Origin of the sequence: Pseudomonas parafulva NBRC 16636 = DSM 17004 (genome assembly GCF_000730645.1) — a bacterium.
GTDB classification, from domain to species: domain Bacteria; phylum Pseudomonadota; class Gammaproteobacteria; order Pseudomonadales; family Pseudomonadaceae; genus Aquipseudomonas; species Aquipseudomonas parafulva.
Window position 1 is genome coordinate 1 of record NZ_BBIU01000008.1, and the last position, 22,952, is coordinate 22,952.

Below are 22,952 nucleotides of genomic sequence, written 5' to 3' on the forward strand. Positions count from 1 at the left end.
AAAAAGTGACTCGCCGTAAGGGCGAAAAGGTGATTAAGCGTCTCCATCGCAAATGGACCATGCCCATTATCAGCACCCACAAAAAGCAATAAAGCTTCAAGCTTCAAGCTTCAAGCTTCAAGCTTCAAGAAGCTTCAGAGCAGCCGCATAAGCCAAGCAAACCGAATCTACCCATCAAGCCCCTACCGTTCGGTTACCGAACACTTACCCCGACGTAGAATTGACGCCACAGACATCACTCCCCACCATGCACCAGCCTCGCGTGCCTCTGCCCAAAAACGGCCACGCCCACCGCTACTGACTACAATTTCAAGAACGAGCAGTTTTATGACCCACACCCACCCAGCCCCCTCAAAGCTGCGCAGCGCCCTCGCCGTCGGTAAAACCCGCTGGGGCATGCTCGCCCTGGTGTTCTTCGCCACCACGCTCAACTACATAGACCGCGCGGCCCTGGGCATCATGCAACCCGTGCTGGCCAAGGAAATGAGCTGGACGGCCATGGACTACGCCAATATCAACTTCTGGTTCCAGGTCGGCTACGCCATCGGCTTTCTGCTGCAAGGCCGGCTGATCGACAAGGTCGGCGTCAAGCGCGCGTTCTTCTTCGCCGTGTTGCTGTGGAGCCTGGCCACCGGCGCCCACGGCCTGGCTACCTCCGCGGCAGGCTTCATGGTATGCCGGTTCATCCTGGGCCTCACCGAAGCCGCCAACTACCCAGCCTGCGTCAAGACCGTGCGCCTGTGGTTCCCAGCCGGCGAACGCGCCATCGCCACCGGTCTGTTCAACGCAGGCACCAACGTGGGTGCCATGGTCACCCCCGCGCTGCTGCCGGTGATCCTGGCCGTGTGGGGCTGGCAGGCCGCGTTCATTGCCATGGGTTGCCTGGGGCTGGTGTGGGTGGTGTTCTGGCTGCTCAAGTACCACGACCCTGAGCAACACCCCAGCGTGCGCCAGAGCGAAGTGCAGTACATTCAACAGGACGCCGAACCCGAGCCTACCCGCGTGCCCTTCAGCCGCATATTGCGCCTGCGGGGCACCTGGGCCTTCGCGGTGGCGTATGCCATCACCGCGCCAGTGTTCTGGTTCTACCTGTACTGGCTGCCACCGTTTCTCAACCAGCAATACAGCCTGGGCATCGACGTAACCCAAATGGGCATCCCGCTGATCATCATCTGGCTCACCGCCGATTTCGGCAGTGTGGGCGGCGGCGTGTTGTCATCGTGGCTGATCGGCCGTGGCGTGCGCGCCACCAGCGCGCGGCTGGTGTCGATGCTGGTATTTGCCTGCACCATGATCAGCGTCACCTTTGCCGCCAATGCCAGCGGCCTGTGGGTAGCGGTGCTGGCCATTTCGCTGGCCGTGGGCGCCCACCAGGCCTGGACGGCCAACATCTGGAGCCTGGTGATGGACTACACGCCCAAACACCTGGTCAGTACGGTGTTCGGCTTTGGCAGCATGTGCGCCGCCATCGGCGGCATGTTCATGACCCAGATCGTCGGCAGCGTGCTAACCGCCACCCACAATAATTATGCCGTGCTGTTCACCATGATCCCGGCCATGTACTTCCTGGCCTTGGTCTGGATGTACTTCATGGCACCGCGGGCGATCGAGCAGGCCTGATCGCCGCGGCCAGTGGCTACAACGCCCAGTCGGCCTCCTGGCCGAAGAACGCCTGGGCGTTGGCTTGCAGGCTTGCCAGGTGATAGCCCCCCTCCTGCACGATCACGCTGGGCAGCCGTAGGGCGCGAACACGCTCGCCCAATGTGGCAAAGCCTGCGGTGGTGACCGCTACCTTGCTCTGCGGGTCGAGCTCGTAGATGTCAAAGCCCAGCGACAGCACCAGCACCTCGGCGCCAAAATCCCGCACCGCAGCCAAGGCCACCTCCAGGCTGGCCATGAAGTCCGCTTCACTGGCCCCGTGCGCCAGCGGCAGGTTCAGGTTGTAACCCTGCCCTTCCCCCGCGCCACGCTCATCATCGAAGCCGGCCACGCCCGGGTAGAAGTTGGTCGGGTCGCCATGTACCGACACGTACAGCACGTCATTGCGCCCGTAGAAAATTTCCTGAATGCCCTGGCCATGGTGCATGTCGGTATCCAGAATCGCCACGCGCCGGTAACGGCTACGCAGGGCCTGGGCGGCGACAGCTGCGTTGTTGAGGTAGCAGAAGCCCCCTGCCGCATCGAAGCGCGCATGATGCCCCGGCGGGCGACACAAAGCGTAGGCGGCGGGCTCGCCATCCAGGATGGCCTGGGCCGCAGACACTGCGCTTTGCGCCGACCAGTAGGCCGAACGCCAGGTGTGTTCGCCCACCGGGCAACTGCCGTCTGCGAGGTAGCGACCCGCCTGGGCAAGCACACCGCGCAAGGCATTGGGCTCACGCACGAAGAGGTTGGACATCACCTCGTCCCCCCAGTCTTCGGGCACTTCCTTCCAATGTGCGTGGGCGCTTTGCAGAAAGGCCAGGTAGGGCTCGCCATGCACGGCTGCAAGGGGCGCCAAGCCGGCATCGGCCGGTGCACAAATGTCGAAACCCAGGGTCTCGGCGGCCCGCACCAGGTTGAGCGCCCGCTCAGGCACCTCCTGAGGCGTACGCATGGCGCCGCGGGAATAATAGCTGCGCGGATGATGCAACAGCTGGTCGGGGTGGAAGTAGCAACGCATCAGGCTTCTCCTTCATCGACGCGGCCCGCGCGCGCGAGTACCGCATTAAGCAGTACATCGGCGCCCTGGCGGGCGTCATCAAACAGCACGTCTTCGGCTTCGTTATGGCTGAGCCCGCCCACGCAGGGGATGAACACCATTGCCGTGGGGCAATGCCGGGCCAACAGGATGGCGTCGTGACCGGCCCCGCTCACGATGGCTTGCTGGGCATAGCCCAGGCCGTCCACAGCCTGTTGCACGGTGGCCACGCACGCGGCATCGAACGGTGTGGCCGGGCTCACCCAGTGGCGCTCGATACGCACCTGCAAGCCACGGTTACGGGCGATGGCCTGCAGCTTCAGGGTCAGTTCGTGCTCCATCGCTTCGATGGCCTGGTCGCGGTGGTGGCGCAGGTCAACGGTGAACCGTACCTGCCCTGGGATGGTATTGCGCGAGGCCTTGGCAATGGCCAGTTCGCCTACGGTGGTCAGCCCCTGCGGGGCAAAGTCGGCCGCCAGTTGCTCGACGGCCTGAATCATGCGGGCGGCGCCGTAGAGCGCGTCCTTGCGCAAGGCCATGGGCGTGGTACCGGCGTGGGCAGCCATGCCCTCGACGGTGATATCCAGCCAGCGGATGGCCTGGCCGCCACTGACCACGCCAATGGCCTTGGCATTGTCCTCCAGAATCGGACCTTGCTCGATATGAGCCTCGAAGTACGCATCCACCTCGCCGCCAAGCGGCCGCTGGCCTGCGTAGCCGGTGGTGCGCAAGGCCTCGGCCACCGTAATGCCCTCGGCATCACGGATGGCCAACGCCGCCTGCAGCGTCAGCGCGCCAGTAAACACCGCCGAACCGAACATGGCGGGCGTGAAGCGTGCGCCCTCCTCGTTGGTCCACACCGCAACCTCCAGCGGCTTGCGGGTTCGGATGCCCAGGTCATCCAGGCGCCGCAGCACTTCCAGCCCCGCCAGCACCCCATACACGCCGTCGAAGCGCCCACCCTCAGGCTGAGTGTCCAGGTGGCTCCCCATCATCACCGGGGCAGCCGTGGGATCGATGCCGGCGCGGCGGGCAAACAGGTTGCCGATGGCGTCCACGGTCAGCGTCAGGCCGGCTTCCCGGCACCAGTGGCTGAACAGGTCACGCCCGGCCTTGTCCTGTTCGGTCAGGGCCAGGCGGCAGCTGCCGCCCCGTGCCGTGGCGCCGATCTCGGCCATGGCCATCAGGCTCGCCCACAGGCGCTCGCCATTGCTTTTCAACATGCGGGTACTCCAGAAACAGTGGGGGTTCATCAGGCCGGCTGCAGCTGCTGGCTACGGGCGTACTGGCGCGCCAGGGCCAGCACGCACACCAGCGACACACAGGCGATCAAGGTGTAGAACAGCGCCATCGGCCACCATTGGCCGGTGAAGGTATGGGCCAGCCAGGTGCCGATCAGCGGCGTGAGCCCGCCGGCAATGGCACCGCACACCTGGTAGGCCATGGAGATCGCGGTGTAGCGCACGCGGGTCTCGAACATGCCACTGACGTACCCGGCGATTACCGCGTAGAACGAGGCCATGCAGGCTGCAGCCAGGGCAATGCCCAGCACGATCATCGGCCCCTGCCCGGAACTCACCAGCACGAACATGGGGTACGGTGAGGCCATGGCCAGCAACGCCACCCACGCCAGAAAACGCGTGGCACCGATTTTTTCCGAGAGCCAGGCAGCCAACGGCTGCACGCAGAACTGAATCACGGCGACGAAGAACAGGCATTGCAGAATCAGCGAGCGCTCCAGGTGCAGTTGCTGAGTGGTGTAGCTGATCATGAAGGTGTTGGTGAAGTAGACCCCGGCGATGCCAAGGGTATTGGCACCAATGCACAGCAGCAGAGGTCGCCAAGCCGTGCGCAGCACCTCCAGGGCAGGCGCCTGTTCCTGGCACCGTGCGGTTTCGGCTTGCTGGCGGCTGGCGAGGAACTCGGGCGACTCGTTGACCCCCAGGCGAATCGCCAACCCCACCAGCAACAGCAGCGCGCTGGCCAGGAACGGCACGCGCCAGCCCCAGCTCATCAGGTCTGCTTCAGGCAGGCGAGTCACCGCACCGAAGGCCAGCAACGAAAGGATCAGCCCGGCCGGGCTGCCCAGCTGGGCAAACGAGGCAAAGAAGTTGCGCCGGCCCTTGGGTGCATGCTCGCCCGCCATCAGCACCGCCCCGCCCCACTCGCCGCCAACGGCAATGCCCTGCACGATCCGCAGCAGTATCAGCAGCACTGGCGCCGTTGCGCCGATCTGCGCGTAGGTCGGCAACAGGCCGATGCACACGGTGACGATGCCCATCATCAGTAGCGTGATCACCAGCGATTTCTTGCGCCCGATGCGGTCGCCCACGTGGCCGAAGATGATGCCGCCCAGCGGCCGGGCGAAGAACCCGACGGCAAAGGTGCCGAAAGCGGCCATGGTGCTGAAAAGGCTGTCGTCGGAGGGGAAGAACAGCGCCCCGAACACCAGCGCGGCGGCGGTGGCGTAGATGTAGAAGTCGTACCACTCGATCATGGTGCCGATAAAGGCGGCGGCGGCCGCACGGCGCGGCTGAGGGGCTGCGGTGGCTTGCATGGAAGGCTCCCTTGCTTGTTTTTTTGGCAGGAGTGTGGGGTCACGGTTGCGCTCTGTTGGCGCTTGGCAGGTTGCTGGATCTTGGCAATCGCAGCGGCCCTGGTGCCTGGGATTTATCGTCTGGGGGCTATGATTAGTCAATTTTCTATTTATTATTCCAATTATTAGCCCTGCTTATTATCGAGCCTGCCATGTCTGAGCGCCTGCTGAATGATCGACTGGACTGGAACCTGCTGCGTACCTTCCGCGTTATCGGCCAGGAGCTGTCCATAAGCCGCGCAGCCGCCCGGCTGCACCTCACCCAACCGGCAGTGAGCCAGGCGCTCAAACGGCTGGAACAGCAACTGGGCCGTCAACTGATTGCCCGCCGCGGCCCACGCTTTGTGCTGACCGACATGGGCGAGCAGGTATTCCGGCTGGCCGGCGAGGTCTACGGGCAGATGTCGCAGATCGGCGGCTTGCTGGAGCACCCGGGGGATGAACTGGTGGGCAAGGTACGGCTGCTGATGATCAGCCGCATCGTCAACGAGGCGTTCGACGACCTGCTCGCCGCTTTTCATCGCCAGCACCCCCGGGTGGAGCTTGAAATCGAGGTAATGCGCAGCTCCGACATTGTCGCCGCCCTGCAGGAGAAAACCGCCACTGCAGGCCTCAGCCTCAACCGCCGTGCCCAGACACGGCTGGAGCAACGGCTGTTTCTGCGCCAGCGCTATGCCTTTTTCTGTGGCAGGCACCACAGGCTGTTCGGCGAGGCCGAAAGCGACCTGCAGCGGGAGAACTTCGTCAGTTTCACCAGCGACCAGATTGGCGGCATGCTGTCACCGTTGACCATTTTCCGCGACCAGCAGGGGTTTGCCGGGCGCATCGTGGCATCGTCGCCCAGCCTTGAAGAAGTCCGCCGGCTGGTGATTGCCGGTTTCGGTATCGGCTGCCTGCCCGAACACGTGGTGGCGCCGGATGTACAGCAAGGCTTGCTGTGGAAGCTGCCACCGCTCGACGGTATTGCCGATGTCGATATCCACCTGCTGTGGAACCCGGGCCAGCGCTTCAGCCGAGCAGAACAGGTATTCATTCAGACCTTGCAGCAATGCACCACCGAGGCTGGCCGCTAGGCAAAGGAACGGTTGGTGGATAGCGCCCGACAGGGTATGCTGGCTGATATCAATGAGCCACTACCCAGCCAGGCTCGTTGCCCCTTCAAGGAAGACCCCCGTGCCCAGCCAGCCCACCCGCCAGACCATTGCCCGCCAGTGGGAACTTCTCAAACTGCTGCCTGGCCGCCAGCCCGGCCTTAGCTGCAGCCAATTGCAGGCTGCGCTGGCCACGGTTGGCCATGTGACCACCAAGCGCACCGTAGAACGCGACCTGGTGGAGTTAGCCGCCCTTTTCCCCCTGCAGTGCAACAGCAGAAGCCTGCCCTACAGCTGGCACTGGCAACCCGGCCTGAAGGCTAGCCACACGCAGCAATGGCTGGCTGAAGACATGGCCGGCCCCGCGCAGATAGAACTGCACGCCTGGGTCGATGATGCGCTGGCACGCGACCTTCAACAGCGCCCGGTGGGCGTGGGCATGCTATTGCTACCCCAGGCAGACGGCGGCGCCACCCTGGTGACCACAGTGGCTGACAGCCCCACGCTCATGGCGTGGCTGTTGTCTCAGGCGGGCTCGATTCGTGTTCAAGCCCCAAAGGAAATACGGGTAGCCATGCTGGACCAGTTGCGCCACAGCCTGGCACTGCACGAAGCTGGCTGAGAAACGCCGGGTCAGGCGATGCGGCGGCGTGAGAGGCAGGCGTAACCCAGCACCAGAACCACGCACACGAGCCCCGCGAGCAGTGCCATCAACTCTGTGCTGTAGCGGGCGACCCAGGCCGGGAAGCCGATGAAGGACTGGTAGACCTGCACCTCAGCCACGCCATCGGCATAGCTGATACCTACACCCCCCTGACGGATCTGCGAGTAATCGGCGTCGAAGTACACCCACACCTTGCTTTCCCCACCGGGCTCGATGGCGGGTATCTCCAGCTGGGCGGTGGCGTTTTCCAGCAGGGTATCGTTGCCGGCCGAATCCCGAACCTGCACAAGTCCCTTGGCAGGCAGGCGCACTTTCACCTGGTTGACCGGTGCGTCACCGGCATTGCGCAGTTCGATAAGAAGGCCGGTGCGATGGTCTACCAGGCCAGCCTCGAACGGCTTGGCGAACAGGCGGGCGTAAGGTGCCTGCGCCATCTCCACCAGCCGCTCGACCTGTTCGTGGCTCATTTCGCCCTGGCCGATGGCGTTGATGCGCCCGTGTAGCTGCTCGTACTTGAGCTGCTCGCTGGCCTGGCTGATGCGTTCGCTGAACTGGCCGGGGTAAGTCAGGTAGGAATAGGTAAGGGATGCCTCCAGGCGAGGGTTGCCGCCCAGCACCTTATAGGCGAGCAGCAGGGCCATCAGCCCGATCAGCACGGCTACGAGGAGTTTCCCCACCTTGTCCCAGCTCAATGAAAACTTCCTTATGTCGAGGTACAGACGATTCAAGCTGCCCAAGGGTGCCAACTTCGCAGCCCCCAGGCAAGCGTGTCGCTCGACTAGGTGCCGCCCTGCTCTTCCCGGGCCTGGCGCAGTTGCTGCACCTGGCCATCGATCAGCGCCTTGGCCATGCCGGCCAGGTAGTAAGTAGCCTGCATCATTACCTTGCGGTCTTCGGGCCTGTCGATGGCCTTGCGCGTAAGCTCGGTGACGCAGCCCATGATGCCTGACGCCTCCATCAGTGCGGTGCGCATGGGCAGTTTGGCCTTCATGTGCACCAGCTCGTTGTCGGAAGGGGCGAAGCGGCCCGCGGCGTGCAGCACGTTGGGGTTGCCGGTGGGTGTGAGCGTTTCTCTGTCCATGGTGTTTTCTCCTGTTGGCGAGCCTCCCGAGACTAGGGCCACACTCGCCCTCACCACAACGCCCCGACCGCGCCAAAGGCCATTTTCGGAAACTGCCTACAAGTACGGTGCCACTTGACCACTTTGCCCACGTCGCGGACGATCAGCGCTTCCCAAACAAGGACGTCATCATGCTACGTATTCTGGGCAGGGCCTCTTCGATCAACGTGCGCAAGGTGCTCTGGGCGTGCGCCGAGCTTCAGTTGCCGTATGACCGCGAAGACTGGGGTTCAGGCTTCCAGGCGACCCACACGGCGCAGTTTCTTGCACTCAACCCGAATGCCATGGTGCCCGTGATCCAGGACGGTGACTTCACGCTGTGGGAGTCCAACAGCATCATCCGCTACCTGGCCAACCGCTACGGTGATGGCACCTTGTATCCGGTGGACCCGCAGGCAAGGGCCAGGATCGACCAGTGGATCGACTGGCAGGCTTCTGACCTGAACCGGTCCTGGAGCTACGCTTTCATGTCACTGGTACGCCACTCCCCCGTCCACCAGGAGCCCCAGGCGCTTGCGGCCGGTTGCGCAGACTGGTCGCGGCACATGCGCATCCTCGACCAGCAACTGGCCCGCACCGGTGCCTATGTGGCAGGCAATCATTTCACCCTGGCCGACATCCCGATTGGCCTGTCGGTAAACCGCTGGTTCGAAACGCCCCTGGAGCACCCGGCCCTGCCAGCGGTACGTGATTACTACGAACGCCTGAGCGAGCGTGCCGCGTACCATGAGCACGGCCGCAACGGCACGCCTTGAACTGCTGTGGAGGTAGACCGATGAGCGCAACCCTGCGCCTGGCAACACCGGGCGATGTCGACGTGCTGTTCGACATCCGCACCAGCGTTACCCAGAACCATTTATCACGCCAGCAGATGCACGCGCTGGGCATCACCGCAGAGGTACTGACCGAGGCAATCAACAGCGCGCCCTGCGCTTGGGTGGCCGAATGGCACGACCAGCCCGCAGGCTTTGCCATGGTCGACCTGCAGGAAGGTGAGCTGTTCGCCCTGTTTGTGCGCCCCGGGCTGGAAGGCAACGGGTTGGGTACGCTGCTGTTGCAACAAGCCGAGCAAGCTCTGTTTGAGCACCACGCGGTCATTCACCTGACCACCGACGGCGACCCGGCCATGCGGGCCAATGCGCTGTACCGGCGTGCCGGCTGGGTGTGCACCGCTCAGCTGGATGCGCGAGACGTGCGGTTCGAGAAACACCGGCCCGTGGCAGCGGGCCGGTAGCCGCCCTCACACTGCGACCTGAGCCGCGCTGGCACGCCCCCGCCAGGCGAAAAGCACTACCATGGCCAGGCCCAGCGCAGCGGTAGCCGCCCCGGCGATGGCAATTGCCCGGTAGCCCAGCCCGGCATTGATCACTGCACCGCCCAAGGCAGCGCCGATGGCGTTACCCAGGTTGAATGCCCCGATGTTTACCGCCGAGGCCAGGTTCGGCGCCTGCCTGGTGGCTTCCATCACGCGCATCTGCAGGGGCGGCACCAACGCAAAGCTGGCCGCCCCCCACACCACGATGGCCATGGCCGTTGGCAGCGGCCAGGCGAGCACCCACGGTAACCCCAGCAGCACGGCAATCAGCACGGCCAGCGATACGACAAGGGTGCGGTCAACCGAACGGTCCGCTGCCTTGCCGCCCCAGACGTTACCCAGCGTCAGGCCAATGCCGAAAAGCACCAGCATGCCGGTGACGAAGGTCGTGGAGGCCCCTGCTTCGTTCTGCAAAATCGGTGCAATGTAGGTGAATACCGTAAACATCGCACTGGAGCCGACCACCGTCAGCAACAGCGCTGCCAGCACCGGGCCACGGGTCAGCACGCGGATCTCCGCCAGCACCCCGTCACCTTTGGGCGAGGGCACATTCGGCAAGGCGTACCACAGGGTAGTCATCGCCACCAGGCCAAGCCCGGCAATCCCCCAGAACGCGGTTCGCCACCCAAGCATTTCGCCGAACCAGGTCGCCAGCGGTACCCCGCCAATGGTGGCCAGCGTCAGGCCCATGAACATGGCGGCCACCGCCCCGGCGCGTTTGTCCGGCGGCACAACGCTGGCTGCCACTATGGCGCCGATACCGAAAAATGCCCCGTGGTTCATCGAAGTGACCACCCGCGCCACCAGGAGGCTGGTGTAGTCGCTGGCCAAGGCCGACATCACGTTGCCTAGGGTGAAAATCGCCATCAGACCAATCAGCAAATAGCGCCGCGGGATGCGCACAGTGGCCAAGGTCATCAACGGCGCGCCAATCAGCACGCCCAGGGCGTAAGCACTGACCAACAGCCCTGCAGCCGGGATGGAAACACCCAGGTCGGTGGCGATGCTGGGCAGCATGCCCATGGGGGCAAATTCAGTGACGCCGATGCCGAAGGCACCGATGGCAAGTGCAACAAGTGGGGGGTTGATACGCATGGCTGGCTCCTTATCTGTGCTGCAAATGCTACGATCTGTTTCGAAGCCCTACTAGACCGCTTTTTTACCAACCACCTTTGCTTGAGAGGCACAAATGGAACTGGCTGGACGCTCCGGTGAAATGGAGGTGTTCGCACGTGTGGCGCAAGCAGGCAGCTTGTCCGCCGCCGCCCGGGCGCTAGGCCTGACCCCCTCCGCCGTCAGCCGCATCCTGGCACGCACCGAGCAGCGCCTGGGCACGCGCCTGATGTTGCGCACAACCCGGGCGATCACCTTGACCCCAGAGGGCGAGGCCTACTTGCGCGGTGCGCACCGGGTACTTGCCGACATGCTCGAAGTGGAACAGGCCATCACCGACCAGGGTGTGCCCCGTGGCCGCCTGCGGGTCAGCGCCGCACTGGGGCACGGCCGCATGACCGTGGTGCCCCTGGTAGCAGCCTTCAGCGCCCGCTACCCGCAGGTGCTGGTGGACCTTACCCTCAGTGACGAACTGGCGGACATCCTGGGCGGCCAGGCCGACGTGGCCCTGCGTTTCGGTGAGCTCCCCGACAGTTCCTTGAGCGCACGCCTGATCGGCGACACCGGCCAGGCCATCGTGGCCTCGCCTGGCTACCTGCAGCGCTGCGGCACGCCCCACGTGCCAGAAGACCTGCAAAACCACAACTGCCTGCGTTTCAACTTCCGCCGGGCGACACCCGACTGGCCGTTCAGCCGTGACGGTCAACTGTTCAGGCTGAAGGTGAACGGCAACATCCAATGCAGCAGCGGAGAGGCATTGGCGCAGTTGGCCAGGCTGGGCGCGGGCGTGGCACGCATTGGTACGTTCACCGTGGCAGAAGACCTGGCTAGCGGGCGCCTGGTATCACTGCTCGACGGCTACAACCCCGGTGACCGCGAACCGATCCATGCCGTGTTCGCGGGCGGGCCGTCCATGCCCGCGCGGGTGCGGGTGTTCGTCGACTTTCTGGTGGCGCACCACCAAGGGCATCAGCATTGGGCTACGGCGTCGCCCCAAACGCCGCACAGATAGCACCTGTGGGGGTCAACCACCTGCGACGCGCCCTGCCATCCCAGCCAGCGCCTTGCGCAGGCTTGGCAGGTCGCTGTAGCGGTGCTCGGCGGTAACCTTGCCATGGCTCAGTTCCAGCCACTGCACCGAATCGCGGTCGCCCCCATACTGCGCTGCCACTTCGCCGCTGCGGTCGAGCAGAATGCGGTAATTGGCCGAGCGCATGGCTGGCACCATCACGGCCTGGACCATGCTGGGCATTTTCTCGATGTCGGCCACAAACACCACTCCGCGGGCCTCCAGATAGCCTGCAGGCGTATGCTCCACGGCGCTGTTGACCAACCGTGCACTGGCCATGCTGCGGGCCACCATCACCACCCGCGTGTCATCAGCAAGGGTATAGGCCTTGTCGTGCTGGTCATTCAACGTCCAGTTGCCGGCAGCCTGCGCCAGGGGCGTGAGCACTAAGGTCAGAAGCAGTAACAATGAGGGGCGCATGCGGCTGTCTCGCAGTGAAGGTTCACACACACTAGACGGGTTGTTCGCGCTCGCCAAGCCGCCGTGCTTGAAGCGGTGGGCAGATGTTGCACAATAGCGCGGTCAGATGCCCGTCAAAGGAAGCCTCATGCTGTATGTCGTCATGCTGGGCGGCCGCCACCCAGGCGCCAAGATCGAAGTGCACGACGTGGTCTTCGCCCAGGCCGAAACCCTTCAGCAAACCTACCCGCAGCTACGTGACGCCTGGTTCGGCAGCCTGCAGGGCCTGCACGTGGACAGTTGGCTGGAGGTAGACGGGGTGGACGGCCAGCGCATCGAGTGGCACACCCAGCCCCCTGCTCGCGGGGCCAACCGCCTGTATTTCATCAACCTGGGTGGCTACGAGCGGGGTGTGTTCGGCGAAGCGCACCGGTACCTGCTGGTGAGTGCCCGCAACAAGACCGATGCCAAAGCGCTGGGAAAACTGCAGATGGCTGCCGGGTGGTTGAAGCCGCATACCGACGCGCTGCTGAACGTGGACGACTGCCTGGCTATTGACCAGGTGGGCGGGCTGCACCTGCACCTAGTGCCGGGGCCACACAAACCGACCGTCGCGCGTAACGACTACATCCCCATCTGACTCGGACCCTTCAACCGCTGGCCCTACCCTTCCCCGCAGCCGATGGAGCTTCGGCGCCCTGAAGTGGTCTACCCCTCAAGCCGAGCCCACCGCCCCGAGGGGAATACCATGAGCCTGATCCCAGCCTTGCCTGGCCCCGCCAACGTACTGATTTGCGGCGCCAGCCGTGGCATCGGGCTGGCGCTGTGCAAAGCGCTGCTGGCCCGCGACGATGTGCGTGTGCTGGTTGCCGTGGCGCGCCAGGCCAGCACCTGCGAAGCGCTGGGGGCACTGGGCAGGCAGTATGGCGAACGTGTGAGGCTGGTCGACTGCGACGCCAGGCACGAAGGCTCACTGGCGCTGCTGGCCACGGAGGTGGGTAGGGTTTGTGAGCACCTGAACCTCGTTGTCAGCACCCTCGGCATCCTGCACCAGGAAAACGCCAAGGCGGAAAAAACCCTGGCACAGCTTGACCTGGCGGGCTTGCAAGCAAGCTTCGCCACTAACGCCTTTGCGCCAATCCTACTGCTCAAGCACGTGCTGCCTTTTCTGCGTAAGCAGCCTGCCACGTTCGCGGCGTTGTCTGCCCGTGTCGGCTCGATAAGCGACAACCGGTTGGGCGGTTGGTACAGCTACCGATCAAGCAAGGCGGCCCTCAACCAGCTGCTGCACACGGCCAGCATCGAGTTGAAGCGGGTCAACCCGGCTGCCACGGTGCTGGCACTGCACCCCGGTACCACCGACACAGAGCTTTCCCGGCCCTTCCAAGGGAATGTGCCGGAAGGCAAGTTGTTCGAAACAGGGTTTGCAGCGCGCTGCGTCATCGAACTGGTGGGGCGCTTGGGGCCGTCGGTGACGGGCAGTTTCTGGGGGTGGGATGGTGAGCGGATTGGGTGGTAGGGAACCTTACCTCGACCCTGCACCCGCTCGTCGTTGTGCGCACTAAAAAACGCGAGGCCTGTTCAATTTCCCCCATGACCCGCCGATACACCGTCAACGACTTGCCGTTTCCGGAGCCTTTCAATGTCACTGATCCCCGCACGTATCTCGCAGCGCATGACGTTAGCCATCCTGGCTTTGCTGGTTCTTACTGCTGCTGCGATATTTGCGGTGATTACCCTGGGTGGCAAACCCCGGCTGCTGGCCGCCGGAACGGACGCGGCCGAGCAGTCGGCAAAGGCCCTGACCAACGAACTGGCCCTGCCGCTGAACCGCATCGAGGGTACGGCCTCTGCCATGGCGCTGCTGGCACAGACCCTGCCTCACGATGTGGCGCTTTTCCAGGATAACCTGGCGGGCATTATCGACAGCCAAGGCAATGCCGCCATCGCAGGCGGCGGCGTTTGGCCAGAGCCCAACGCGTTCACGGCGGGGACCGAACGGCGTAGTTTTTTCTGGTCACGTAACGCCGACAACAAGCTGGTTTTTTCCGCCGAATACAACGATGCAAATACGCCGCCCTATCAGGCTGAGTCCTGGTATACCGGTGTCAAGTCCACCGCGCCTGGTCGTTGTGTCTGGTCGGACGCTTACCAGGACGCCGTAAGCGGTGTGGCAATGACCACATGCAGTGTGCCCTATCGCAATGGGGCCGCGTTCGCAGGTGTGGCCACCATCGACTTGAAGCTGGACGGCCTGGCCACTTTTCTCAAAGAGAAAGGCGATATAACAGGCGGTTATGCGTTTGCCGTGGATGCCTCGGGTAACGTGCTTTTCTTCCCCGATACCAAAGCCGACAAGGCACTGCTGACCGTCGCCACCCTGGGCCAGGAGCAGCCCTGGCTCAAGCCCGTGGCGAATCGCCTGGCCGACAAGTCGCAGGCCCTCTCAACCTTCAGGCTGGATGACGATGGTAGGCTGGGCACGCCGGCGTACGTGACGCTGGCAACCATGGATAGCACCGGCTGGCGAATTGGCCTGGTAACGCCTGAATCCAGAGTTGTGGGCCTGGCAAATCATCTGACCGCGCAGATACTCTTGTTCCTGTTACCCCTGATGGCCATCCTGCTCGGCCTCGCCTGGCTGGCCGGCAAGCGGCTGTTGGTGCAGCTTGAGGAAACCACGCGGCAAATCGATACCCTGGGCCAAGGCGGCCAGGCCGGGGCTGGGCTGGAAATCGTACGCGCCGATGAAATTGGTGCGCTACGCGAATCGGTCAATCATTACGCGGGCTCGTTGCGCGACATGCTGCACCGCATCGCCCAGGAATCTGTCTCGCTTGAGCGTCAGGCTGACGAGCTGGCGCAATTGTCACACGGCTTGGCTGAACGCGCAGAGGCCCAACGGCAGGACAACACCCTGCTGGCCACGGCAATCACCGAAATGTCGGCCAGTGCCAATGAAGTCGCACACAACACGTCTGATTGTTCCGACACTGCCCGGCGCTCATTGGATGACGCGCAGCAAAGCCAGAACCAGGTCAACGGCAACAGCCAGTTCATCGAGGGCCTGGCCACCGATATCTCCGGGGCTGCCGACGCTATCACGCAATTGGGAGCGGACATCGAACGTGTGGGGAGCGTGCTGGAGGTCATCAAATCCATTTCGCAACAAACCAACCTGTTGGCACTCAACGCAGCCATCGAGGCTGCGCGCGCCGGCGAGCAGGGGCGTGGTTTCGCGGTAGTGGCCGACGAAGTGCGTACGTTGGCCGGCCGCACGCAAACCTCTGCGAACGAGATTCAGGAGATGATTTCGCAACTTCGCCAGGCTTCAAGTTCAGCCGTTGCAACCATGCAAAACGGCGCCGAACGTACCCGGTCATCGGTTCAACAGGCGGCAGGTGTTGCATCCACACTGGGCACCACGGTGAAAAGCTTCGACGACATCGTCCAGCGCGCGCAACAAATTGCGGTGGCCGCTCAGCAACAAAGTCACGTCACCCACGAAATCAACGAACTCGCCGTGCGTATTCATGCCTCCAGCGAGCAAGGGGCACGGGATGCCAATGCACTGCGTGAATTAGGCAAAGGCATGCAATCGATCTCAAGCCGGCTGGGCGACTTGAGCCGGGGTGGGCGATAGTCCTTCAGTGCGGGGAGCAGTCAGGGACAGGATATTGATAGATAACAACCGCCGGCGCTGGAGTTTCCGCAGGCGGTGCTATAGGCACATCTCCCGAGCATGCGGCTCAGGAAATCGGCTCAAGGATGCTCGGTGGACACCGAGTTGTTAGCCTCAACATCCTTCATGTCCTCCTCCAGCACATCCGCATCACGGGCCTCATCCTCGTGGGTACGTGCAGTGCCGTTGTCGCGGGGTACCTGGCTGTCCTGATCGGAACCGGGGTTGCCTGGCGGTGGGTTCCAGTCTTCGGGCCGCTGCTGGGCCCCATTTTCCCCAGCACCCTGCTTAGGTTCGGATGGCGTCTGCTCCAGGCCGGAGCCATGGCCTTCACCGGTGTCAGCGATGTTGTGATCAATGGACATTGGCATTCTCCTGATAAAGGCGCTTGAATGAGCACCTGAAATTCAGAGCCGCTGGCTGACCCGGGAGTGCCTGATGGGCGACCAATGGCGCAGCAATGATCGGGAGGGTTTTTTGGACTACCACATTCGTGAAGCCACCTCAGACGATGCACAGGGCATCAGCAGCGTGATACTGGCCACGCTGCGCGTAACTAATGCGGCCGACTACGACGCGGAAACGCTGAGCCGGGTAGCGATGTCGTTCACGCCGGCTGCTGTAGCGCAGTTGCTCGAACGGCGGATAACGTTCGTCGCCGTCAGTGACGGCATCGTGGCCACCGCGAGCCTTGAAAGCGACGTTCTCAGGAGCGTGTTCGTCAACCCGGCGAACCAACGCTCAGGCATCGGTGAACAACTGGTTCACCGCGTGGAATGCGAGGCACTCAAACGCGGTTTTGCTCTGTTGAAGGTTCCGTCCTCCGTTACGGCGCAAGGCTTCTACGCCAAGCTGGGGTATCGAAAGGTCCGCGAAGTCCTTCACGGCCTGGAGCGCACCGTTGTCATGGAGAAGTCGCTGGCGGACAGCGCTAGACAACCTTGATCTGCGTAAGCCCCAACACCTCAGCCTGCGCCAGCACCTCTGCGGGCGTGGCATCGGCTGGTGGCATCACCAGGCTGTTCTCGCCATCACCAAAGTGCAGCACGATCAGGTGCAGCGCAGCGTCGTGGGCGGGGAGCTCAGCCTGGTTCAGCTCAAAGGTATGGCTCGACGCGTTGCCGTTGAGCAGGTAGTGAACGGTGAACGTTTGCATGAGCACCTCGATCATGAGTGGGGGTCTTATTACCTGACCGACAGGACAGGAAAAGATTCATGTCGGGGTGCTCGCAGTCCTATCCATCAGGGCAGACCCGCCCTGTTGAGGTAACGGTTACTGCTTCATGGTTTCTCGATAGGCCTCGATGAATGGTGCTTCGGCGGGATCGATCCGGTCCATGCCGGCCGCAATGCGGTGCCAGTAAGGGTACTGCGGTGCCAAGCGGGTAGCATTCTCGATCTGTTGCAGGTCTTCGCACGTCAGCTTCAGCGCCACGGCCTGCAGGTTGTCCTGCAACTGTTCAAGGGTGCGCCCGGCGGTGATGACGCTGGTGATACCGGGCCGGTCCTTCAGCCAAGCCAGGCATACCCGCGCGGGTGAACAGCCATGCCGCTCGCCAACCGAAATCAGCGTTTCGATGATGTCGTAGGCGCGCTCGCGGTCGTGCACATAGGGTTCCGGCCAATCGTTGCCCTGGCGCGTGCCCGTTGGCGTCTGCTGCCCGCGGCGAACCTTGCCGGTCAACAAGCCCTCCCCCAGTGGCCCCCACACCAGCGTTGCGAAGCCCTGGTCGATGGCCATCGGCAAAAGCTCGTACTCGGCCTCGCGCGACTCAGGGGTGTAGTAGATCTGTTGGGACACCGGCTGTTGCCAACCATTGAGTTGGGCACTGCCGAGGGTCTTCATCATCTGCCAGGCGGTGTAGTTGGAGGTGCCGAAGTAGCGGATCTTGCCGCTTTGCACCAGGTGGTCCAAGGCTGCAAGGGTCTCCTCGACAGGCGTAACGCCGTCCCAGTTATGGATCTGGTACAGGTCGATATGGTCAGTGCCAAGGCGCTTGAGGCTGGCTTCACAAGCGCGGATCAGGTGATAGCGTGATGCGCCGCTGTCATTGGGGTTGTCACCCATCGGGCTGCGCGCCTTGCTGGCCAGAATGACCGACTGACGTCGCTCGCCCAGCGCCTTGCCCACGATCTCCTCAGCCAGCCCGTGGGAATACAGGTCGGCCGTGTCCACCAGGTTGACGCCCGCATCAAAGGCCGCGTCGAACATGCGCCTGGCCAGGTCCACATCCACACTGCCGGTTTTCTCGAAGGCGCCGCGCCCACCAAATGGGACGGTCCCTACGACCAGTTCGGACACCATCAGCCCGGTATTGCCAAGTGCACGGTACTTCATGGGGTACTCCTTTCAAAAGACCTGAAGTACCGACGACAATGGCGGCTGAATCGTTCCATCCGTCGCACACGCACCTGGCGTGAAAACTTGTCAGGGCCGCATGAGGGGCTCTATGCCGATCCATTTCTTGACCGGGTGATAGCAGAGCTTCTGCGGCGGGATGGCCAGCGTCTGCCCCCCAACCTGCAAGCTACCCAGGTGAATGGTCCACCTGGAGTCGGCATTGAACTGGTTGGTATGGAAGATCACGTAGGCCGAGCCATATCGCTTGTTGTTGGTGAGTTTGGGAATCAGCCGGTGCACTTCATCGCTGTTGATGTCGTAGGGCGAAGGCCGGGCGGACTGCTCGGTCAACGAGGGGAAGTCGTGAATGTCGTCGCTGCCAACGTAGACCTCGGGGCGCGCGTTCAGCCGTGTACCATCGGCAAAGGTGATGTAGGCCTGGCGGCTGTCGTAGAGCACCGGCACAGGTGGCACGCCACGGGTCGAGCCTGATGAAGGCCGGGCGCGGTCCTGGTTGTAGGCAATCATCTGCACGTAGAACTCTGGCTGTTTGTACTGCTCGCCAGGGTACTCCACGTGCAACCCCTGTTCGTAGGGCTGATCCCGCCAGCGGGCGGCGTGGTCGTAGAGGTAGGTTTCAAGGTACACCGTGGTCTCACCCTGCGGGCCGGGCACCTTGAACTGGAACTCGGACTCGCACAGGTCCGCATACGCAGCACGCTCGCGCTGCCAGGGGACGCAGGCAGTGAGTGAGGTCACTGCAAGCATCAGCAGGGTAATACGGGCGCGTTTGAGCACTGCCACCACCTCCCTCGTCACGCTCGTCAGGTGGCTGAAGCCTGGTCAGCCAATTGAGCATGGGTGGCCAGTTCTTCGGCGATGAACGCCGAGATCATTGCCCGGTAAACCTGCTCGACGACTACCGGCGAGGCACCGGTTTCTTGCGCCATGGCGCGTACCTTGGCGATGACCTGCTCGACGCGCGCCGGGGCACGTACGTCGTCGGTGGTTTTCTTGAAGCCGGCAGCTTGCGCCACCAGGTCGCCGCGGCTGGCCAGCAGCGACACGACCTGCCGGTCGATCTCATCGATGCGCTGGCGGACTTCGTCCAGAGAGGTGCAACGCGTATCCATTCGCCAGGTTTCCTTGTGTTGGTGTTGAGGATGGTACCAATGGTTTGTCAGGTTCGATTTGACCCAGCCGGCAAGCGTAGAGGCTCGCGCGGCGTGCGGCAACCGCACGGCCAGTAGAAAACGTCAAACCCAATTACCCCCCTACAACACTGGCTTACGCGCAACCCCACTGCGAGCCTTGGCCATCGCCGCCAACCGCACCGCCACGTTGGCCGCCCCATACCCCGCGTACCCCCCTTTGCGCTGGATAATCTCGAAGAAGAACCGATCCTCGAACGGCTCGGTATACACGTGGAACAGCTCTCCCCCCTGCGCATCACGGTCATAGAGCACGTTGTAATAAGCCAGCTCGCTAAGAAACTCGTCATCGAAGTCAAAGCGCGCAGCCAGGTCATCGTAGTAGTTGAGCGGGATTTCCAGCAACGGCGCCCCCGCCAGCTTGGCCCGGGCCACTTCGCGGAAGATGTCCGCACAGTCGAATGCGATGTGGTGCACCCCCGACCCCCGGTAACTGGACAGCGCATGGGCAATGGCGGTGTTGCGGTTTTCCGAGATGTTCAGCGGTAAGCGCAGCGTACCGCAGGGGCTGCGCAGGGCACGGCTTTTCACCAGACCGTAAGGGTCAGGCAGCACCACTTCGTCATCAGCGGCAAAGCCGAACAGGCTCTTGTAGAACAGCACCCAGCTGTCCAGCGACTCGGCCGGCAGTGCCAGCGCCATGTGGTCGATACGCTGCAGCCCACCAGTGGGCGCGGCGCTCGGGTTCAGGCTGAAGTCGGTGTCATACAGGCTCTGGCCCGCACTGCCCTGCTCCACCAGATACAGCAGGCTGCCATCCGGGGCGCGCACGGCCGGCACCTCGCACTCGTTGGGCCCGACCAGCCCGCGGAACGGTTGGCCCCGGAACGCCGTGGCGCGCTTGAGGGCCGCCTGCTGGTCCTTCACCCGCAAGGCAGTAGCGCACAACGAAGGCCCGTGGGCTTCAAAGAAGTTGTGACCGAACGAGTAAGGCTCAGCATTGAGCACGATGTTGATATCACCCTGGCGCAGCAGTTGTACGTCCTTGCTCCGGTGCTGGCCCGCTTCGGCAAAGCCCAGTTTCTTGAGCCAACCGTTCAGGCGCGCGCCCACCGCTTCATCCACGGCAAACTCCAGAAACTCAACGCCGTCGTAGGTGCTGGCAGCAGGCGGCGCGAACAGCACGCCCGGTTCGATGCCAGTGCCTTCCTGCTCCAGGCGCAAGCGCGTCTGTTCTTCGAGGTACAGCAGTGAACGCAGGCCGTCGGCGGCGTTCTGCCGCGGCGGCGCAGCGCGGAAACCGTCGTTGAAGATTTCCAGGGACAACGGCCCGCGGTAACCCGTGGCCAGAATCGGCGCCAGGAACCCGGCCATGTCCATCTCACCCTGCCCCGGGAAACAGCGGAAATGGCGGCTCCACTCCAACACATCCATGGCCAGGATTGGCGCGTCGGCCATTTGCACGAAGAAGATCTTGTCGGCCGGAATGTCGCGGATGGCGGCGGGGTCACCCTTGAGCGACAAGGTGTGGAAGCTGTCCAGGATCACACCCAGGGCGGCGTGATCCGCCTGGCGTACCAGGTTCCATACCTGCTGGTAGGTATTCACATGGCGGCCCCAGGCCAAGGCCTCGTAGCCGATGCGCAAGCCGCGCTTGCCAGCGTGCTCTGCCAGCAGGCGCAGGTCGTCGACCAGCAGTTGCTCGTCGCCCAGCGCGTCGGCCTGAACGTTGCTGCACACCAGCACCAGGTCGGTGCCCAGTTCCTGCATCAGGTCGAACTTGCGCTCGGCTCGGTCAAGGTTTTTCTGCAGGCGGTCGCGGCGGCAGCCTTCGAAATCGCGAAATGGCTGAAACAGCGTCACGGCAAGCCCCAGGTCGGCGCACATCTGGCGTACCTGGCGCGGGCTGCCGGCGTAGTACAGCAGGTCGTTCTCGAAAATTTCGACGCCGTCGAAGCCGGCGGCGGCGATGGCCTCGAGCTTTTCCGGCAGGGTGCCGCTCAAGGACACGGTGGCGATCGAACGCTGCATGGCGGGAGTTCCTTGTTGTCAGGGGGATCACAGGCCAGCGGGGATGCAAAACCCCCGTTACAGTTTCTGGCACGATGGATTATTCGCAGGTAAAGTCGGCGCTTCAATCTCTTTGTACGGAATGGTTAGTTTTGCGTTCGATTATCGCACGAAACCCGTTTTAGCGAATTGCCTGACCGCTGGCCCGTGGTCAACATGCATCACAGACGCAGGCCCAATGTTCACCGCCTCCTGCCTTGGCGTTTCCAGCCGGAGCCTGCGCTACAACAATAACAACGGAGACAACGATGGCTCACTCCAGCTCTCAAGCCAAGAAAGCGACCGCCAGTGGATGGATAGGCTCGGCACTCGAGTACTACGACTTCTTCATCTACGCCCAAGCCGCTGCACTGATTTTCCCGCAGATATTCTTCCCCAATACCGACCCCAAAATGGCCATCATTGCCTCGCTGGCCACCTACGGTGTGGGCTACCTGGCGCGCCCGGTCGGGGCCTTCGTGCTCGGCCACTGGGGCGACACGCGCGGTCGCAAGAACGTGCTGCTGTTGTGCATGTTCCTGATGGGCATCTCGACCATGGCCGTCGGCCTGCTGCCCACCTACCACGACATCGGCATGCTGGCACCCGCCCTGCTGGTGCTGTTGCGGCTGGTTCAGGGCTTTGCCGTGGCGGGTGAAATCTCCGGCGCCAGCTCGATGATCATGGAGCATGCGCCGTTCGGGCGACGCGGTTACTACGCCAGCTTTACCCTGCAAGGGGTACAGGCGGGCCAGGTGATGGCTGCCGCCGTGTTCCTGCCGTTGGCTTACTTCATGCCTAGCGAGGCGTTCAATGACTGGGGCTGGCGCATTCCGTTCCTGATGAGCGCAGTGGTGCTGATTGCAGGCTTCATCATCCGCAAGGAAGTGCATGAAACCCCCGCGTTCGTGAAGGAAGAAAAGCAGGACAAGGTTGCCAAGTCCCCCATCAGCGAGGCCTTCCGCCACAGCTGGAAGCACATGGTGCTGGTGATGTTCATGGCACTGATGAACGTGATCCCAGTGGTCGCCACCATCTTCGGCGCGGCCTACGCGGTGCAGCCAGCCTATGGCATCGGGTTCGACAAGAGCGTGTACCTGTGGATTCCGGTGGTGGGCAACATCGTGGCAGTGCTGGTGATCCCGTTCGTGGGCAACCTTTCAGACCGCATTGGCCGTCGCCCGACCATGATTGCCGGGTGCCTGGGGTCGGGGCTGCTGGCATTCGTGTACCTGTACGCGATCAGCATCCAGAACGTGCCGCTGGCCTTCGCTTCGTCGATCGTCATGTGGGGCATGGTCTACCAGGGCTACAACGCGGTGTTCCCAAGTTTCTACCCAGAGCTGTTCCAAACCCGCTACCGCGTTTCGGCCATGGCCATCGCGCAAAACCTCGGCACCATGCTCACCGCCATGTTGCCGGCACTGTTTGCCATGGTGGCGCCGCCTGGCTCGGACAACATTCCGCTGGTGGTCGGCGGCCTGGCCTTCTTCATCACTTGCGTGTGCGCACTGGCGGCCTACATCGCGCCGGAAACCCATCGCCTGGCCATGGAAGACCTGGGTAATCCGCAGGCCAAACCGATGGAGAAAGAGGCCTACGAGGCCAGCCGCAAGGGGAGCTTGCAGGCCGTGAGCCAGTGATGGGTCATTGAGCCCAGCGCCTTGGGTGGCGGATCGCAA

The 22,952-nt window shown here is 63.1% G+C and carries 24 protein-coding genes and 1 pseudogene; 12 read left to right on the plus strand and 13 right to left on the minus strand.

The genetic code is table 11. The annotated features are described in order from the left end of the window. Nucleotides 1-327 precede the first annotated feature (327 nt). A complete protein-coding gene (locus PPA02S_RS07000; RefSeq protein ID WP_028634329.1) occupies nt 328-1,620 on the plus strand; it encodes an MFS transporter in 1,293 nt (430 codons plus the stop codon). A gap of 16 nt (nt 1,621-1,636) precedes the next feature. Here PPA02S_RS07000 and PPA02S_RS07005 read toward each other — a convergent pair whose 3' ends face one another. From PPA02S_RS07005 to PPA02S_RS07015, 3 genes are read right to left on the minus strand one after another with little or no spacing between them, the layout of a single operon-like run. Then, entirely contained in the window at nt 1,637-2,662 is a 1,026-nt protein-coding gene (locus PPA02S_RS07005) for a histone deacetylase family protein (protein WP_028634330.1), read from the minus strand. Beyond that, nucleotides 2,662-3,903, minus strand: a complete 1,242-nt coding sequence (locus PPA02S_RS07010; RefSeq protein WP_028634331.1) for a Zn-dependent hydrolase — start codon at nt 3,901-3,903, stop codon at nt 2,662-2,664. The genes PPA02S_RS07005 and PPA02S_RS07010 overlap by 1 nt, the downstream gene beginning before the upstream one ends. A 29-nt stretch (nt 3,904-3,932) precedes the next feature. Continuing rightward, nucleotides 3,933-5,237 carry an MFS transporter gene (locus PPA02S_RS07015; protein ID WP_028634332.1) on the minus strand — a complete coding sequence of 435 codons (1,305 nt, stop codon included), beginning with the start codon at nt 5,235-5,237 and terminating at the stop codon, nt 3,933-3,935. Between the two features lie 191 nt (nt 5,238-5,428). Here PPA02S_RS07015 and PPA02S_RS07020 point away from each other — a divergent pair, with 191 nt between their 5' ends. Further along, complete coding sequence (locus PPA02S_RS07020; protein WP_028634333.1) at nt 5,429-6,349, plus strand: LysR family transcriptional regulator; 921 nt, start codon at nt 5,429-5,431, stop codon at nt 6,347-6,349. A 100-nt stretch (nt 6,350-6,449) separates the two neighbouring features. Continuing rightward, on the plus strand, nt 6,450-6,989 hold the full coding sequence (locus PPA02S_RS07025) for a WCX domain-containing protein (RefSeq protein WP_028634334.1): 540 nt from the start codon (nt 6,450-6,452) through the stop codon (nt 6,987-6,989). A gap of 11 nt (nt 6,990-7,000) precedes the next feature. On the opposite strand, the gene PPA02S_RS07030 is transcribed toward PPA02S_RS07025, so the two are convergent. Both PPA02S_RS07030 and PPA02S_RS07035 read right to left on the minus strand, forming a co-directional pair. Continuing rightward, entirely contained in the window at nt 7,001-7,723 is a 723-nt protein-coding gene (locus PPA02S_RS07030) for a hypothetical protein (protein WP_028634335.1), read from the minus strand. An 86-nt stretch (nt 7,724-7,809) separates the two neighbouring features. Beyond that, entirely contained in the window at nt 7,810-8,112 is a 303-nt protein-coding gene (locus PPA02S_RS07035) for a DUF3077 domain-containing protein (RefSeq protein WP_028634336.1), read from the minus strand. A 170-nt stretch (nt 8,113-8,282) separates the two neighbouring features. On the opposite strand from PPA02S_RS07035, the gene PPA02S_RS07040 reads away from it, so the two are divergent. Together PPA02S_RS07040 and PPA02S_RS07045 are read left to right on the plus strand one after the other, a co-directional pair. Continuing rightward, the gene (locus PPA02S_RS07040; RefSeq protein ID WP_028634337.1) at nt 8,283-8,906 is read left to right on the plus strand and encodes a glutathione S-transferase family protein; all 624 of its coding nucleotides are present in this window, start codon (nt 8,283-8,285) and stop codon (nt 8,904-8,906) included. 20 nt (nt 8,907-8,926) lie between these two features. Continuing rightward, a complete protein-coding gene (locus PPA02S_RS07045) occupies nt 8,927-9,385 on the plus strand; it encodes a GNAT family N-acetyltransferase (protein ID WP_028634338.1) in 459 nt (152 codons plus the stop codon). A 6-nt stretch (nt 9,386-9,391) separates the two neighbouring features. Here the strand turns inward: PPA02S_RS07045 and PPA02S_RS07050 are convergent, their stop codons facing one another. Next, nucleotides 9,392-10,561, minus strand: a complete 1,170-nt coding sequence (locus tag PPA02S_RS07050) for an MFS transporter (RefSeq protein WP_028634339.1) — start codon at nt 10,559-10,561, stop codon at nt 9,392-9,394. A 94-nt stretch (nt 10,562-10,655) separates the two neighbouring features. Between PPA02S_RS07050 and PPA02S_RS07055 the strand changes: the two genes are divergently transcribed. Next, on the plus strand, nt 10,656-11,591 hold the full coding sequence (locus PPA02S_RS07055; protein WP_042141427.1) for a LysR family transcriptional regulator: 936 nt from the start codon (nt 10,656-10,658) through the stop codon (nt 11,589-11,591). Between the two features lie 12 nt (nt 11,592-11,603). Here the strand turns inward: PPA02S_RS07055 and PPA02S_RS07060 are convergent, their stop codons facing one another. Then, the gene (locus tag PPA02S_RS07060) at nt 11,604-12,068 is read right to left on the minus strand and encodes a hypothetical protein (protein WP_028634340.1); all 465 of its coding nucleotides are present in this window, start codon (nt 12,066-12,068) and stop codon (nt 11,604-11,606) included. A 127-nt stretch (nt 12,069-12,195) separates the two neighbouring features. On the opposite strand from PPA02S_RS07060, the gene PPA02S_RS07065 reads away from it, so the two are divergent. The 4 genes and pseudogenes from PPA02S_RS07065 (at nt 12,196) to PPA02S_RS23735 (ending at nt 15,690) form a co-directional block, all read left to right on the plus strand. Further along, nucleotides 12,196-12,687, plus strand: coding sequence for a DUF1543 domain-containing protein (locus tag PPA02S_RS07065; RefSeq protein ID WP_028634341.1), 492 nt, complete (start codon nt 12,196-12,198; stop codon nt 12,685-12,687). A 108-nt stretch (nt 12,688-12,795) separates the two neighbouring features. After that, entirely contained in the window at nt 12,796-13,566 is a 771-nt protein-coding gene (locus PPA02S_RS07070) for an SDR family NAD(P)-dependent oxidoreductase (protein ID WP_028634342.1), read from the plus strand. Nucleotides 13,567-13,902: 336 nt separating this feature from the next. After that, nucleotides 13,903-14,295, plus strand: a pseudogene (locus PPA02S_RS23730) (cache domain-containing protein); the annotation flags it as partial. A gap of 162 nt (nt 14,296-14,457) precedes the next feature. Then, nucleotides 14,458-15,690, plus strand: coding sequence for a methyl-accepting chemotaxis protein (locus PPA02S_RS23735; protein WP_500799102.1), 1,233 nt, complete (start codon nt 14,458-14,460; stop codon nt 15,688-15,690). Nucleotides 15,691-15,809: 119 nt separating this feature from the next. Here PPA02S_RS23735 and PPA02S_RS07080 read toward each other — a convergent pair whose 3' ends face one another. After that, a complete protein-coding gene (locus tag PPA02S_RS07080; protein ID WP_042141430.1) occupies nt 15,810-16,094 on the minus strand; it encodes a hypothetical protein in 285 nt (94 codons plus the stop codon). A gap of 73 nt (nt 16,095-16,167) precedes the next feature. Here PPA02S_RS07080 and PPA02S_RS07085 point away from each other — a divergent pair, with 73 nt between their 5' ends. Beyond that, nucleotides 16,168-16,674 (plus strand): GNAT family N-acetyltransferase, encoded by a 507-nt coding sequence (locus PPA02S_RS07085; protein WP_245614647.1) that lies wholly within the window; start codon nt 16,168-16,170, stop codon nt 16,672-16,674. On the opposite strand, the gene PPA02S_RS07090 is transcribed toward PPA02S_RS07085, so the two are convergent. The 5 genes from PPA02S_RS07090 to quiC all read right to left on the minus strand — a co-directional run bounded on the left by PPA02S_RS07090 (nt 16,661) and on the right by quiC (nt 21,252). Then, nucleotides 16,661-16,885: a hypothetical protein gene (locus PPA02S_RS07090; RefSeq protein WP_028634346.1), complete on the minus strand. Its 225-nt coding sequence runs from the start codon at nt 16,883-16,885 to the stop codon at nt 16,661-16,663. The genes PPA02S_RS07085 and PPA02S_RS07090 overlap by 14 nt on opposite strands. A 117-nt stretch (nt 16,886-17,002) precedes the next feature. Further along, nucleotides 17,003-18,067: an aldo/keto reductase gene (locus PPA02S_RS07095; protein WP_028634347.1), complete on the minus strand. Its 1,065-nt coding sequence runs from the start codon at nt 18,065-18,067 to the stop codon at nt 17,003-17,005. 90 nt (nt 18,068-18,157) lie between these two features. Further along, nucleotides 18,158-18,844 carry a hypothetical protein gene (locus PPA02S_RS07100; RefSeq protein ID WP_028634348.1) on the minus strand — a complete coding sequence of 229 codons (687 nt, stop codon included), beginning with the start codon at nt 18,842-18,844 and terminating at the stop codon, nt 18,158-18,160. A 50-nt stretch (nt 18,845-18,894) separates the two neighbouring features. Continuing rightward, entirely contained in the window at nt 18,895-19,203 is a 309-nt protein-coding gene (locus tag PPA02S_RS07105) for a chorismate mutase (protein ID WP_028634349.1), read from the minus strand. A gap of 141 nt (nt 19,204-19,344) precedes the next feature. After that, a complete protein-coding gene (quiC, locus tag PPA02S_RS07110; protein ID WP_028634350.1) occupies nt 19,345-21,252 on the minus strand; it encodes a 3-dehydroshikimate dehydratase QuiC in 1,908 nt (635 codons plus the stop codon). A gap of 287 nt (nt 21,253-21,539) precedes the next feature. On the opposite strand from quiC, the gene PPA02S_RS07115 reads away from it, so the two are divergent. Further along, entirely contained in the window at nt 21,540-22,913 is a 1,374-nt protein-coding gene (locus tag PPA02S_RS07115) for an MFS transporter (protein WP_028634351.1), read from the plus strand. Nucleotides 22,914-22,952 lie beyond the last annotated feature (39 nt).